Origin of the sequence: Actinomadura sp. NPDC049753 (assembly GCF_040674655.1) — a bacterium.
GTDB lineage: Bacteria > Actinomycetota > Actinomycetes > Streptosporangiales > Streptosporangiaceae > Spirillospora > Spirillospora verrucosospora.
The window spans coordinates 1-12,737 of sequence record NZ_JBFARL010000050.1; the positions used below are offsets into that span (position 1 = coordinate 1).

The 12,737-nt window shown below is 72.2% G+C and carries 15 protein-coding genes; 13 read left to right on the plus strand and 2 right to left on the minus strand.

Features of this window, described 5'->3' with window-relative positions; genetic code table 11:
* From rho to AB0K37_RS15790, 7 genes are all read left to right on the plus strand, one after another.
* On the plus strand, positions 1 to 1,517 hold a 1,517-nt coding region (gene rho, locus AB0K37_RS15760; protein WP_363980742.1), incomplete at its 5' end, for a transcription termination factor Rho.
* A 209-nt stretch (positions 1,518 to 1,726) separates the two neighbouring features.
* Positions 1,727 to 3,112 carry a sensor domain-containing protein gene (locus AB0K37_RS15765; protein WP_363980745.1) on the plus strand — a complete coding sequence of 462 codons (1,386 nt, stop codon included), beginning with the start codon at positions 1,727 to 1,729 and terminating at the stop codon, positions 3,110 to 3,112.
* Between the two features lie 40 nt (positions 3,113 to 3,152).
* Positions 3,153 to 3,800 carry a response regulator transcription factor gene (locus AB0K37_RS15770; RefSeq protein WP_345182627.1) on the plus strand — a complete coding sequence of 216 codons (648 nt, stop codon included), beginning with the start codon at positions 3,153 to 3,155 and terminating at the stop codon, positions 3,798 to 3,800.
* A gap of 187 nt (positions 3,801 to 3,987) precedes the next feature.
* Complete coding sequence (rpmE, locus tag AB0K37_RS15775) at positions 3,988 to 4,206, plus strand: 50S ribosomal protein L31 (RefSeq protein WP_121434040.1); 219 nt, start codon at positions 3,988 to 3,990, stop codon at positions 4,204 to 4,206.
* Between the two features lie 112 nt (positions 4,207 to 4,318).
* A complete protein-coding gene (gene prfA / locus AB0K37_RS15780) occupies positions 4,319 to 5,383 on the plus strand; it encodes a peptide chain release factor 1 (protein WP_363980750.1) in 1,065 nt (354 codons plus the stop codon).
* 106 nt (positions 5,384 to 5,489) lie between these two features.
* Positions 5,490 to 6,350, plus strand: coding sequence for a peptide chain release factor N(5)-glutamine methyltransferase (gene prmC / locus AB0K37_RS15785; protein WP_363980753.1), 861 nt, complete (start codon positions 5,490 to 5,492; stop codon positions 6,348 to 6,350).
* A 61-nt stretch (positions 6,351 to 6,411) separates the two neighbouring features.
* Entirely contained in the window at positions 6,412 to 7,233 is an 822-nt protein-coding gene (locus tag AB0K37_RS15790; protein ID WP_363980756.1) for an L-threonylcarbamoyladenylate synthase, read from the plus strand.
* On the opposite strand, the gene AB0K37_RS15795 is transcribed toward AB0K37_RS15790, so the two are convergent.
* A complete protein-coding gene (locus AB0K37_RS15795; protein ID WP_363980759.1) occupies positions 7,230 to 7,547 on the minus strand; it encodes a hypothetical protein in 318 nt (105 codons plus the stop codon). The genes AB0K37_RS15790 and AB0K37_RS15795 overlap by 4 nt on opposite strands.
* A gap of 113 nt (positions 7,548 to 7,660) precedes the next feature.
* Between AB0K37_RS15795 and AB0K37_RS15800 the strand changes: the two genes are divergently transcribed.
* Positions 7,661 to 8,029: a hypothetical protein gene (locus tag AB0K37_RS15800; RefSeq protein WP_363980762.1), complete on the plus strand. Its 369-nt coding sequence runs from the start codon at positions 7,661 to 7,663 to the stop codon at positions 8,027 to 8,029.
* Positions 8,030 to 8,250: 221 nt separating this feature from the next.
* Positions 8,251 to 8,637 (plus strand): hypothetical protein, encoded by a 387-nt coding sequence (locus tag AB0K37_RS15805; protein WP_363980765.1) that lies wholly within the window; start codon positions 8,251 to 8,253, stop codon positions 8,635 to 8,637.
* Positions 8,638 to 8,720: 83 nt separating this feature from the next.
* On the opposite strand, the gene AB0K37_RS15810 is transcribed toward AB0K37_RS15805, so the two are convergent.
* A complete protein-coding gene (locus tag AB0K37_RS15810) occupies positions 8,721 to 9,149 on the minus strand; it encodes a hypothetical protein (RefSeq protein WP_363980768.1) in 429 nt (142 codons plus the stop codon).
* A 238-nt stretch (positions 9,150 to 9,387) separates the two neighbouring features.
* Between AB0K37_RS15810 and AB0K37_RS15815 the strand changes: the two genes are divergently transcribed.
* The 4 genes from AB0K37_RS15815 (at position 9,388) to AB0K37_RS15830 (ending at position 12,678) form a co-directional block, all read left to right on the plus strand.
* Positions 9,388 to 10,467: a DUF2207 domain-containing protein gene (locus AB0K37_RS15815; protein WP_363980770.1), complete on the plus strand. Its 1,080-nt coding sequence runs from the start codon at positions 9,388 to 9,390 to the stop codon at positions 10,465 to 10,467.
* An 87-nt stretch (positions 10,468 to 10,554) separates the two neighbouring features.
* Positions 10,555 to 11,721: an MraY family glycosyltransferase gene (locus AB0K37_RS15820; RefSeq protein WP_363980773.1), complete on the plus strand. Its 1,167-nt coding sequence runs from the start codon at positions 10,555 to 10,557 to the stop codon at positions 11,719 to 11,721.
* 228 nt (positions 11,722 to 11,949) lie between these two features.
* Positions 11,950 to 12,366: a hypothetical protein gene (locus AB0K37_RS15825; protein ID WP_363980776.1), complete on the plus strand. Its 417-nt coding sequence runs from the start codon at positions 11,950 to 11,952 to the stop codon at positions 12,364 to 12,366.
* Between the two features lie 87 nt (positions 12,367 to 12,453).
* Positions 12,454 to 12,678: an AtpZ/AtpI family protein gene (locus tag AB0K37_RS15830; protein ID WP_185027641.1), complete on the plus strand. Its 225-nt coding sequence runs from the start codon at positions 12,454 to 12,456 to the stop codon at positions 12,676 to 12,678.
* Positions 12,679 to 12,737: the final 59 nt, after the last annotated feature.

Genomic DNA, 12,737 nt, shown 5'->3' on the forward strand with positions numbered 1-12,737 from the left:
ACGCGCCCCGCGGCGGCGAACATCTCCTCCACGGGCGCCCCCTCGTGGTCGGGGTAGCACGGGAGCGCGGCGAGGGCCGCGACCGCGGCGAGCGTGGCGACCGAAGCGAGCGTGGCGACCGCGGCGACCGTGGTGACCGTGGTGAGCGCGGCGACCGTGGCGACCGTGGTGAGCGCGGCGACCGTGGTGAGCGCGGTGAGCGCGGCGACCGCGGCGACCAGGGCGGCGGACGTCAGCGCGGCCAGGGCGGCGGCGGTCAGGGCGGCAGCGGCCAGCACGACGATGACGACGGCGGCGGCCGGGGCCGTCGCGGGCGCCGGTTCCGGGAGCGCAACCGCGGCCGTGGCCGCGAGCGCTACGAGGAGCCGGTGCTCAGCGAGGACGACGTCCTCATCCCCGTCGCGGGCATCCTCGACATCCTCGACAACTACGCCTTCGTCCGGACGACCGGCTACCTGCCCGGCCCGAACGACGTGTACGTCTCGCTCGCGCAGGTCCGCAAGAACGGGCTGCGCAAGGGCGACGTCATCACCGGCGCCGTCCGGCAGGCGCGCGAGGGCGAGCGGCGCGAGAAGTTCAACGCGCTGGTCCGCCTCGACACCGTCAACGGGGTGGAGCCCGACCAGGCCAAGGGCCGCGTCGAGTTCTCCAAGCTGACCCCCCTGTACCCGCAGGAGCGGCTGCGCCTGGAGTCCGACCCGGGCATCCTGACGACCCGGATCATCGACCTGGTCTCGCCGATCGGCAAGGGCCAGCGCGGCCTGATCGTCTCGCCGCCGAAGGCCGGCAAGACGATGGTGCTCCAGGCGATCGCCAACGCGATCACCAAGAACAACCCGGAGTGCCACCTCATGGTCGTCCTGGTGGACGAGCGTCCCGAAGAGGTCACCGACATGCAGCGGACGGTGAAGGGCGAGGTCATCCACTCGACCTTCGACCGTCCCGCCGAGGACCACACCACGGTCGCGGAGCTGGCCATCGAACGCGCCAAGCGGCTCGTCGAGCTCGGCCACGACGTCGTGGTGCTGCTTGACTCGATCACCCGCCTGGGCCGGGCCTACAACCTGGCGGCGCCGGCGTCCGGCCGCATCCTGTCCGGCGGTGTCGACTCGACCGCGCTGTACCCGCCGAAGCGGTTCTTCGGCGCGGCGCGCAACATCGAGAACGGCGGCTCGCTGACGATCCTCGCCACCGCGCTGGTGGAGACCGGGTCCCGCATGGACGAGGTCATCTTCGAGGAGTTCAAGGGCACCGGCAACATGGAGCTGAAGCTCAACCGGTCGCTCGCGGACAAGCGGATCTTCCCCGCGGTGGACGTCGACCAGTCCTCCACCCGCAAGGAGGAGATCCTCATGGCTCCGGAGGAGCTGCGGGTCGTCTGGCAGCTGCGCCGGGTGCTGCACGCGCTCGACACGCAGCAGGCGCTGGAGCTCCTCATCGAGAAGATGAAGGAGACCAAGTCCAACGCCGAGTTCCTGCTCCAGGTGCAGAAGACGACCGTTTCCGACGATCGCTGAGTCTCCGGCGATCGCTGAGACGCGCCGCGCACGCCCCCGTCCGGTCCTCCGGGCGGGGGCGTCGCCGTCCGCGCCGCGGGGGGAGGGGTGGGGTTAGCCCCACCTCCGATCGGGCGGCGGACGTCATGGCGGGCCCGGGTCCCGCCCGGCACGCTTGACGCGTAAGACGGAAAGGGCCAGCGCAGGTCGGAGCGGCACGGAGGGACGACGTGGGCGAGTTGAGCAAGGACCCCGGCGCCGCGGGCGGCGGCGCCGTCCAGTGGGCCGCGGCGCGGTGGGCGACGGCGACGGGGGCCGGCGGGGAGTCGGCGTCCGTCATGAACCGGTCCTGGCATCCGCTCGCGATGGCGAGGTCCTCGCTGACGTGGCGCTCGGCGCTGTGCCTGGGCGTCAGCCTGGCCTGGGGGCTGGCGTGGTTCGTCGTCCTCGCCGTGGGGCTGACCCTGTCGGTCGCGCTGCTGATCATCTGGGTGGGCGTCCCGCTGCTGGCGCTGCTGATGGTCGCGTGGCGGTTCGGCGCGGTGCTGGAGCGGCGGTTCGTCCGGGCGGCGTTCGGCGTCCGGATCCCGGCCCCCTACCGGCGTATGCCGGCGGGCCGCAACCCGCTGGCCAAGCTCAAGGGGATGGCGGGGGACCCGGCCACCTGGAAGGACCTGGTCTACTTCGCCGCGCTGTTCCCGATCACCCTGGTCGAGTTCTTCGTGTCGGCGACCGCGTGGGCCGGGACGGGCACGCTGCTGTTCCTCCCGGCGATCGTGGCGGTGTCCGGCGGGGCCGAGGTCAACTTCGGGGTCTCGTACTGGGCGGGCAACCCCGTGGAGGCGCTGCCGGTCTCGCTCCTGGGGCTGGCGCTCCTCGTCCCGGCGATGTACGTGACGCGCGTGATCGCGATGGGGCACGCCGCGTTCGCCGCGCTGATGCTGGGCCCGAGCCCGTCGCAGCGGGAGAACGCCGCGCTGCGCGAGCGGACCGAGCACCTGCGGGCCAGCCGGGCCCGCGGGGTGGACGCGGCCGAGTTCGAGCGGCGCCGCATCGAGCGCGATCTGCACGACGGGGCCCAGCAGCGGCTGCTGGCCGTGGCGATGGACATCGGCCGCGCCCGCGCCAAGCTCGACGAGGACCCCGAGGGGGCGCGGGCGCTGATCGAGCAGGCGCACGCGGGCACCCGGGAGGCGATCTCCGAGCTGCGCGACCTCGCCCGCGGGATCTACCCGGCGATCCTCACCGACCGCGGCCTGGACCCGGCGCTGTCCGGGCTGGCCGGGCGGGCCCCGGTCCCCGTGGAGGTGGAGGTCGACCTGCCCGAGCGCCCGCCGGCGGCGGTCGAGAGCATCGCCTACTTCATCGTCGCCGAGTCGCTGGCCAACATCGCCAAGTACGCCCGCGCGACCCGCGCGTCCGTCCGGGTGGCCCGCGAGGACCGCTGGGTGGTCGTCGAGGTGGTCGACAACGGGGTGGGCGGCGCGGTCGCGCGGCCGGACGGCGGCCTGGCCGGGCTGGCCGACCGGGCGGCGACGATCGACGGCATGCTGATCGTGGACAGCCCGCCCGGCGGCCCCACGATCGTCCGCGCGGATCTGCCCTGCACGTGGTGACCGCGGCGCGCGGCGCCGCGCCGGGCACGATAATGGCCGGATGCGGGTAGTGATCGCCGAGGACTCGGTGCTGTTGCGGGAAGGGCTCGTCCGGCTGCTCGCCGACGCCGGGATCGAGACGGTGGCGACCGTGGGCGACGGCCCCGGCCTGCTCGGGATCGTCGAGGAGCACGCCCCCGACCTCGCCATCGTGGACGTCCGGATGCCGCCCTCGTTCACCGACGAGGGGCTGCGCGCGGCCCTCGGCGTCCGGGAGCGCCGCCCGGGCACGCCGATCCTGGTGCTGTCCCAGTACGTGGAGGAGCGCTACGCCACGGACCTGATCGGCGGCGGCGCCCAGGGGGTCGGCTACCTGCTGAAGGAGCGGGTGTCGGACGTCGAGGAGTTCATCGACGCGGTGCGCCGCATCGCCGCCGGCGGGACGGTCATCGACCCCGAGGTGATCGGCCAGCTGCTCGGCCGGCGCCGCACCGGCGACCCGCTGGAGGCGCTGACCCCGCGCGAGCGCGAGGTGCTCGGGCTGATGGCGCAGGGACGCTCGAACGGCGCCATCGCCGCGGACCTCGTCGTCACCGAGGGCGCCGTGGAGAAGCACATCTCCAACATCTTCATGAAGCTGGGCCTGCAGCCCGCCCAGGGCGGCCACCGCCGCGTCATGGCCGTCCTGGCCTACCTGGGGCTGCACTAGCCCGGGGGCGGCGGGCCCCCGCGCCTCCCGCCCCGGATCGGGAATGCCCGGTGACCTCGCGACGTTCGGGTATCTGGCACACTTGGTGTGCAACCGCTGCGGTACCGGTTCACGCCTCCCACATCTCCCATGGCATCGCCATGCGGATCCGGGGGCGCCCGGCGACCGCCTGAGGCGAGGAGAACCGATGAAGCCCGACATCCACCCGAACTACGTCGTCACGACCGTGACGTGTACGTGCGGCAACACCTTCGAGACCCGCAGCACCGCCGAGAACGGCGTGATCCACGCGGACGTGTGCTCGAACTGCCACCCGTTCTACACGGGCAAGCAGAAGATCCTCGACACCGGTGGCCGGGTCGCGCGCTTCGAGCAGCGCTTCGGCAAGAAGAAGGCCGACAAGTAGGGCGAGCCGCACGGCGGACATCAGGGGCGGCCCCGGGACTCCACGGTCCCCGGGCCGCCCGAAACCGGTGCGGGGGCGGCCGTCCCCGCACCGCAACGGGCCAGGACACAGCGTGAATCTCGACGATCTGATCAGCGAATACGCGGGCATCGAGGAACGGCTCGCCGACCCGTCCGTCCATGCCGACCAGAGCCTGGCGCGCAAGCTCGGCAAGCGTTACGCGGAGCTGCGCCCGATCGTCGAGACGCACCGCGAACTGTCCTCGACCGAGGACGACCTCGCCACGGCCCGCGAGCTGAGCGGCGAGGACGCCGCGTTCGCCGCCGAGGCGGACGACCTCGCGAAGCGCCGCACGGAGCTGGAGGAGCGGCTGCGGCGGCTGCTCGTCCCCCGCGACCCGAGCGACGGCAAGGACGTCATCCTGGAGGTCAAGGCGGGTGAGGGCGGCGAGGAGTCGGCGCTGTTCGCCGGCGACCTGCTGCGGATGTACCTCCGCTACGCCGAGCGCGTCGGCTGGAAGACCGAGATCCTCGACTCCCACCCCTCCGACCTCGGCGGGTACAAGGACGTCACGGTCGCGGTGAAGGCCAAGGGCACCCAGGAGGAGGGGGTCTGGACGCGGCTGAAGTTCGAGGGCGGCGTCCACCGGGTGCAGCGGGTGCCCGCGACCGAGTCGCAGGGGCGCATCCACACCAGCGCCGTCGGCGTCCTGGTGACGCCCGAGGCCGAGGACGTCGACGTCCAGGTCGACCCGAACGACCTTCGCATCGACGTGTACCGCTCGTCCGGGCCGGGCGGGCAGAGCGTCAACACGACCGACTCCGCGGTCCGCATCACGCACCTGCCGACCGGCGTCGTCGTCTCCTGCCAGAACGAGAAGAGCCAGCTGCAGAACAAGGAGCAGGCGCTGCGCATCCTGCGGTCCCGGCTGCTGGCGATGGCGCAGGAGGAGGCCGACGCGGCCGCCTCCGCCGAGCGCAAGAGCCAGGTCCGCACCGTGGACCGGTCCGAGCGGGTGCGCACCTACAACTACCCGGAGAACCGGATCTCCGACCACCGGGTCGGCTACAAGGCCTACAACCTCGACCAGGTGCTGGACGGCGACCTCCACAACGTCACGCAGGCGCTGGTCGACGCCGAGATGGAACGCCGCCTGGCCGAAGCCCAGAAATCATGAGCGCAGCGGACCGGGGGGCGTGGGGGGTCGTCCCCCCTCGGAAGGCGCGCATGAGCGCAGCGGACCGGGGGGCGTGGGGGGTCGTCCCCCCTCGGAAGGCAGGATCATGAACCTGCTGCTCGACGAGATCGCCAGGGCCACCGCGCGGCTCGCCGACGCGGGCGCCGCCTCGCCCCGCGCCGACGCCGAGGAGCTCGCGGCGGCCGTGCACCGGGTGCGGCGCTCGGAGCTGCACGGCGTCCCCGACAGCGCGTTCGACGCCCGGTTCTGGGAGTTCGTGGCGCGCCGCGAGGCGGGGGAGCCGCTGCAGCACATCACCGGCCGCGCGTTCTTCCGGTACCTGGAGCTGAAGGTCGGGCCCGGCGTGTTCGTGCCGCGCCCGGAGACCGAGGTGATGGTCGGCTGGGCGCTGGAGACGCTGCGCGACATGGACGTCCGCGACCCCTTGGTCGTCGACCTCGGCACCGGCTCCGCCGCGATCGCGCTGTCCATCGCGCTGGAGGCGCCCCGCGCCCGCGTGCACGCCGTCGAGAAGGACCCGACCGCCTTCGTCCACGCGACCCGCAACGTGGAGGAGCTGGACGAGCGGGGCCGCGTCCGCCTGCACCTGGACGACTTCGCGACCGCCCTCACCGAGCTGGACGGCACCGTCGACCTCGTCGTCAGCAACCCCCCGTACATTCCGATGAGCGAGTGGGAGTACGTCCCGCGCGACGTCCGCGACCACGATCCCGCCGACGCGCTGTGGGGCGGCGGCGACGACGGCCTGGACGCGATCCGCGTCGTGGAGCGCACCGCCCGGCGCCTCCTGCGCCCCGGCGGCTACGCGGCCGTCGAGCACAGCGACCTGCAGGGCAACGGCGTGTACTGGGTCTTCGCGGAGGAGCACGGCTGGCGCGACGTGCGCAACCGGCGCGACCTGGCGAACCGGGACCGCTTCGTCACCGCGCGCCTGGCCGCCGACTAGCCCCGCTATCCTGGGCGGTGCCATACCCGCGAGCGCTGTGCAGATGGGAAGACGGGCGACCGTGAGCCGACGTTACGACTGCTCTGAGCCGATGGAGCGCAGCCGGGGGATCGCCGAGGCCTTCTCGGCCGTCCGGCGGGGCGAGCTGATCGTCCTGCCGACCGACACCGTGTACGGCGTCGGCGTGGACGCGTTCATGCCGCCCGCCGTGACCGCCCTCCTGGACGCCAAGGGCCGGGGCCGCGAGATGCCGCCGCCGGTGCTGGTCGGCTCCGTCCGCGCCGCCACGGCCCTCGTGGACGACCTCGGCACCTACGGGCAGGACCTCATCGACGAGTTCTGGCCGGGTGCGCTGACCCTCGTCTGCCGGGCCAACCCCAACCTGATGTGGGACCTCGGCGAGACCAAGGGCACCGTCGCGATCCGGATGCCGATGCACGAGTTCGCCGTCGAACTGCTCAAGGAGACCGGGCCGCTCGCCGTCAGCAGCGCGAACCTGTCCGGGCGCCCGGCGGCCCGCACGGCCGACGAGGCCGAGAAGATGCTGGGCGACTCGGTCGCGGTCTACCTGGACGGCGGCACCTCCGGCCACGCCGACCCCTCCACGATCATCGACCTGACCGGCCCCGTGCCCCGCCTGCTGCGCGCCGGCGCCATCCCCGAGGACAAGATCCGCGCCGTGGTCGGCGTCCTGCTCACCGAGGAGGACGAGCCCGAGAAGCCCGCAGAGGCCCCCTCCATCACCGAGGCGGCCAAGCCTTCCCTCACCAAGGAAGAGCCTCCGCAGACTCCCCGAGAGCCTTCTGAGCCCCTCCAGGAATCCCCTGCCCCGAACCCGGCGCCGTCGCTCCGCAAGGACGAGGACGACCCCGGCGCCGCCTAGCGCCGGAGCCGTCCCGGGTACCCGGCGGCAGCTCGATCAGGGGTCCCTGCGCCGACCGGCGACCATGCCGAGAGCCAGCACGGCACAGGGCGACGCCGTCGGCGAGCACCGGGACGGGCGCCACGGCGCCACACCAGCGCCGCGGCCGTCAGGACGATGGAGCCAGCGACCAGAGGCCAGGGGGCGCCGTCGAGCGGCTCCGCGCCGCCCTCGGCCAGGAACCGGGTGCCCGAGAGCTGGACGCCCTCGACGGCGAGCGGGACGCCCACGTCGGCCGGGCGGGGCCACCGCCCGAGGCTCTCGTCCGTGCGCACCCCGACCCTAAGACGCGCGTCCTTGGGAGCCCAGCGGCCCAAGGCCGGACGTCTCCGGCCTTGGGCCGCTGGGCTCCCACCTCGATCTGAGCGATGACGAGGTCTCCGCGGCCATGGGCATCCGGCCCGCGACGGTGCAGAAGGTCCCCACGATGCCCCGCTTCTTCGCCGGCTACCTGGCCGGGGCGGGGAGCCCCCGCGTCGAGGTCCGCGAATCCCGCACCGGCCGCCTCCTGGACACGAGATCCGCCCCCAGAGGAACGACTTTCCTCGATCTGGCTGTCGCCGGAGACGGCCGAACGCTCTTCGTATTCGCGAAGCAAGGCGGGCGGGGAAGGTGCGTGAGCACGCTCCACCGCCTTCTACTGAATGATCACGGGAAGATAACCGCCGACCGGTCGGTGCAGGACGGATCGATCTCCGGCAGCCCGGCCGGGCGGGACTCGCTCGCTGCCGACGCTGACGGGGGCAAGCTGGCCTAAAGCGTCGAGCCGTGCAGGCAGGAGCCGGAACCGGGGCAGATGAGCGCGGGCGCCCGCATGGGGTTCTCGACGTGGCGAGCGGAGCGCGGAGGGAATGGCGGGAATCGCATGGCGCCGTCGCTTAGAGACTCGCGTGGGCGGGAGACAGTGAGCAACTGTTCTTCGTCCGATCGTGGTACGGGAGCGCCGATCGCACGATCCACGAACTGCGGTCACCGCGGGTGAGCGGCGGCGCGAGGGCGGCGGCGGTCGGGCGTCCCACCAGGAGAATCACCTCGCCACGAACGATCGACGGGGTGGCGGCCTCCGCGGACGACCGCCGGGTCCTGGTCCTGGAGGGGGCCGTCGGGGCGGTCTCGGCGGGAGCGGACGACGGCCCGGAACCGGATACCGGACGCGGTTTCGTGGTTCTGGAACTGTCGACCGGAGACGGCAGCGTACTGAGGTCGATCAGGCGTCGGAGCCCGCTCTTCGCAGGAGACTCCGTAATGAAGGGCGATCCTTCCGGCAGGTATCTCCTGACCGTCCCTGGGATGGTCGATCTCGGAAAGCCGGACGGGGTGGCCGGATTCCGTGTCGGCGAGGATTTCTACGACTTGGAATGGTGAGCCGGGGAGACCGGGCCGGAGAAAACGCGAAGGCCCCGCCGGGCCGGGCGGGGCCTGTGTCGTCAGGCGGAAGGGGGAGGAGATCAGAAGATCTGCTTGCCCTTGCCGTAGTAGTACTTGCCGGTCTTCTTGTTCCGGCCGCACTCCTGCACCCACATGTGGCTGCCGTAGGACGACTTCACGCTGATCTTGACGGTGGCCTTGCCGTCGAAGTTGTACCGGGTGCCGTCGGGCGCCACGCCGATGATCTTGAAGCGCGACCAGTACACCTTGGAGCCCTCGGTGAACTTGAAGCGGACGCAGGAGGTCCAGCCGTTCTTGGCGTCGTCGGCGAGGTAGCCCGTGACGGCGGTGCTGCCGCCGCTGCGGGTGTAGGAGCCCCATGCGGCCACGTGGCTGTAGGAGTTGTAGGGCTTCCAGCTGCCGGTGGCGGCTTCGGCGGGGGCGCCGACGGCGGCCATGCCGGCCATCAGGGTGCCGGCGGTCAGGGCGACTGCAGCGATTCGCCGCATAGGTCCCTCCGTGTTCGGATTGGGGGGGTTAGCGAGCGATAACCTAGCAGCCCCTTACCAGCGATTTTCCGTAGGGATGTGCATCTGACCGGGGCAGGACGGATCCGGCGGTTCGGCGAACCGATCCGGCGTTGGAAGCGTCCAAGGCGCCCCTGAGCGGCCGCGCGAGGGGCAAAGGGCTTACCGGGCGGCCGCATCGACCGCGTTACGCCGCCACGATCATGGCAACGGTGGAAACATGCCCGACGTGCGTGGCCGTGTCCGGCGCTCCGCGACCATCGCGGGGGTGCTGCTGCTGTCCCTCGTGCTCGGCCTGCCCGCCTGCGCGGGCCGGCCGGCCGGCGCCGAGCCCGCGCCCGGGTCCTCGGGCGTCGCGCCGCCCCCCGAGCCGGCCTACCGCGGCGAGAGCATCCCGGCCTACGACGTCGTCCTCACCATCGGCACCGACGGCGTGCTGTACGTGCGGGAGACGATCACCTACGACTTCGACCAGGCGGGGGAGCACGGGATCGTCCGGCACGTGCCGTTCCGCCGCGGCGACCGCCTCTACGAGGTCCGCAACGTCAGCAGCAGCTCCTCCACCGGCGCCCCGGCCCGCGTCCGGACGACCCGTTTCCTGCACGACGTGCAGATCAGCGTCGGCGACCGGCACCGCGAGGTCCGCGGCCGCCAGGCCTACGTGATCGAGTATGAGGTGCGCCGCGCGTTCACCCCCCGCGCCGACCACGACGACCTGCTGTGGGACGCCATCGGGACGAGCTGGGACGTCCCCATCGGGAACGCGGCGGTCCGGGTGCAGGCGCCGGTGCCGCTGCGGCACGCGACGTGCCGGGCGGGCGCGCCCGGGGCGACGATCCGGTGCCTGCGCGACCGCGACGGCCCGTACGCGATCGACTTCGTCCAGAACGCGCTCGCCCCGCACGAGGGGATGCGGATCCGGGTCCGGCTGCCCAAGCACGCGATCGCCGTTCCGCCGCCCCGGTACGTCCCGCCGCGATGGACGGGGCACTGGACGGGCACCGCCGTGCTGGCCCTCGCGCTGGCCGCCGTGCCCCTGCTCGCGCGCCGTCCGGCGCCGCGGCGGGGGACCGGCGCGGGCCTGGCCGCCGCCGGGACGCTGCTCGTCGTCGCCGACGCAGGGGACGACGTCGCGGCGAGCGGCCCGTGGGCGTTCTCGCTGGGCGACCGGTGCGTCGCCGGCCTCGCGCTCGTGATCGTCGGAGCCGGGATCATGTGCGTTCAGCGGATCCGTAGTGCCCGATTTGCGGCGGAAGACCGTCCGGGAGGACTACAGTTGGTCGGTCGCGACGTGAACTGATCGTTCCGGCGGGTCGTCTACCTAGGTGAACTCCGCCCCGGACGGGGCACGTAGGCATCGTTGATCGGCGAAAGGAGGCGCAGGGGAGTGCGGGAGTACCTGCTCACGATCCTGGTCGCCGCTCTCGTCGCCTACCTGCTGACCCCGTCGGTGCGCAGGTTCGCCGTGTGGTTCGGGGCGCAGGCCGTCCCGCGCGACCGCGACGTGCACGTGATCCCGACGCCCCGGCTGGGCGGCCTCGCGATGTTCGGCGGGATGGTGGCGGCGCTGGTGGTCTCCACCGGGCTGCCCGAGATGCGCAAGGTCCTCGGCGACGGCGGGATCAGCGTGAGCAAGGCGCTGCTGCTGTCGGGCGGGCTGATCGTGCTGATCGGCATCGCCGACGACCGGTGGGAGGTGGACGCGCTCACCAAGTTCGCGGGGCAGGTCGCGGCCGCCGGGATCTTCATCATGCAGGGCATCCAGGTCTACGTGATCCCGCTGCCCACCGGCGACTCGCTGTCGCTGCCCCCCGCCTACGGGGTCCCGCTCACCGTCCTCCTCGTCGTCGCCACGATCAACGCGGTCAACTTCATCGACGGGCTGGACGGCCTCGCCGCCGGCGTCGTCGGGATCGCCGCGCTGGCGCTGTTCTCCTACGCCTACCTGCTGTCGAAGGCGCACGGGCTCACCACGCTTTCCGCCGCGACGCTCACCGCCGCGGTGCTGTTCGGCATGTGCGCGGGCTTCCTGCCGCACAACTTCAGCCCGGCCAAGATCTTCATGGGCGACACCGGCTCGATGCTGATCGGGCTCCTGCTCAGCGCCTCCACGATCATGCTGACCGGGCAGTTCGACGCGGCCGTCCTCGCCAACGGGCTGTTCCCGTTCTTCGTCCCGGTGCTGCTCATCCCGGCGGTGGCGGCGGTCCCGTTCATGGACATGCTGCTCGCGGTGTGGCGGCGCACCAACCAGGGCCGCTCCCCGTTCGCCCCGGACAAGCAGCACCTGCACCACCGGCTGCTGGAGCTCGGCCACTCCACCCGCCGCGCCGTGCTGATCATGTATTTCTGGGTCGGGCTGCTGGCCTCCGGGCTGGTCGGCCTCGCGCTGTTCGACGCCGCCTGGATCACCCTCGGTGTCACCCTGCTGGTGGCGGTCGCGGGCGTGCTGCTGATGCTCCGCATCCCGGGTCGCCGCAGGTCCGCCCGTGCGAAGGCCGCGGACGCCGGCGCCGGCGACCAGCCCGCCGAGCGCCCCTCGATGCCCGTCTGACCTGCGCGGAAACGCCACCGGGCGGGAGCGGCGCGGACCGCTCCGCGGGCCCCGAACGGGCGTGGGCACAGGGCGGGCTCGGCTACAGTCCCTCGTGCGGGTGTCGCGCGCGGTAGCGCCGCGCACGCCGGATCGCATTACCTCTAGGGTAATTGTGGACATTCCGGACGCTTGTGATACCTTTCACGAACAAGAGACGACCACTGAACGTGACCAGCCGGAGCCCTCATGCATACCTCCGACGCCCGGATGCTCCGCGGCGCCGTGATCCCGACGTCGGTCGTCGGGGTGGGTGCCGTAGTGATCGGCCTGCTGACCGCCGGCGCCAAGGGCGCCCTCGCGGCGGCGCTGGCCTCCGTCGTGGTGATCGCCTTCTTCTCGGTGAGCGCGCTGGTGGTCTCCTGGGCCTCCCGCCTCTCGGCGCAGACGATGATGCTGGCCGCCCTCGCCAGCTACGCGGTGAAGATCCTCGCGGTGATGGTGCTGGTCACGGCCATCGACGGCGTGTCGATCTTCAACACCCAGGTCTTCGGCTGGACGGTCATCGGGCTCGCGCTGCTGTGGATCGGAGCCGAGTTCCGAGTCGTCCTGCAGCGGAGGCCCTACATTGACGACCCCGAGAACGTGCTGGACCGGAGTCCGTGATGAAGCGCTCGCGGACGGTACCGGCCCCCATGACGGACTACTCCAATATGACCACCGCAGGCATGGCCTGCTATCGTCCGGAGCGCGATGAGCGAGCAGAAACGCCGGCCGGAGGACGGCCAGCGGGAATTCGCCGACGCCGCCTGGTCCGTGCCCAGCTACCTCCTTTCCGGGATGCTCATCTGGGGCGGTCTCGGGTGGCTGCTGTCCAAATGGACGCACCAGACCTGGCTGGTCCCGATCGGCCTGGTCATCGGCGTCGTGCTCGCCGTCTACCTGGTCTACGTGAAGTTCGGTCGCCACTCCTCCTGAGCGGCCCCGCCGCCGAGGAAGCCTTCGTGAAACATCACCACATTGATGAAGGGAACGCC

Excerpts from the sequence above, each read along its gene's own strand:
- AB0K37_RS15770 (WP_345182627.1), top strand. The coding sequence starts at position 3,153 with ATGCGGGTAGTGATCGCCGAGGACTCGGTGCTGTTGCGGGAAGGGCTC.
- rpmE (WP_121434040.1), top strand. The coding sequence starts at position 3,988 with ATGAAGCCCGACATCCACCCGAACTACGTCGTCACGACCGTGACGTGT.
- prmC (WP_363980753.1), top strand. The coding sequence starts at position 5,490 with ATGAACCTGCTGCTCGACGAGATCGCCAGGGCCACCGCGCGGCTCGCC.
- AB0K37_RS15800 (WP_363980762.1), top strand. The coding sequence starts at position 7,661 with ATGGGCATCCGGCCCGCGACGGTGCAGAAGGTCCCCACGATGCCCCGC.
- AB0K37_RS15810 (WP_363980768.1), bottom strand. The coding sequence starts at position 9,149 with ATGCGGCGAATCGCTGCAGTCGCCCTGACCGCCGGCACCCTGATGGCC.
- AB0K37_RS15815 (WP_363980770.1), top strand. The coding sequence starts at position 9,388 with ATGCCCGACGTGCGTGGCCGTGTCCGGCGCTCCGCGACCATCGCGGGG.
- AB0K37_RS15825 (WP_363980776.1), top strand. The coding sequence starts at position 11,950 with ATGCATACCTCCGACGCCCGGATGCTCCGCGGCGCCGTGATCCCGACG.
- AB0K37_RS15830 (WP_185027641.1), top strand. The coding sequence starts at position 12,454 with ATGAGCGAGCAGAAACGCCGGCCGGAGGACGGCCAGCGGGAATTCGCC.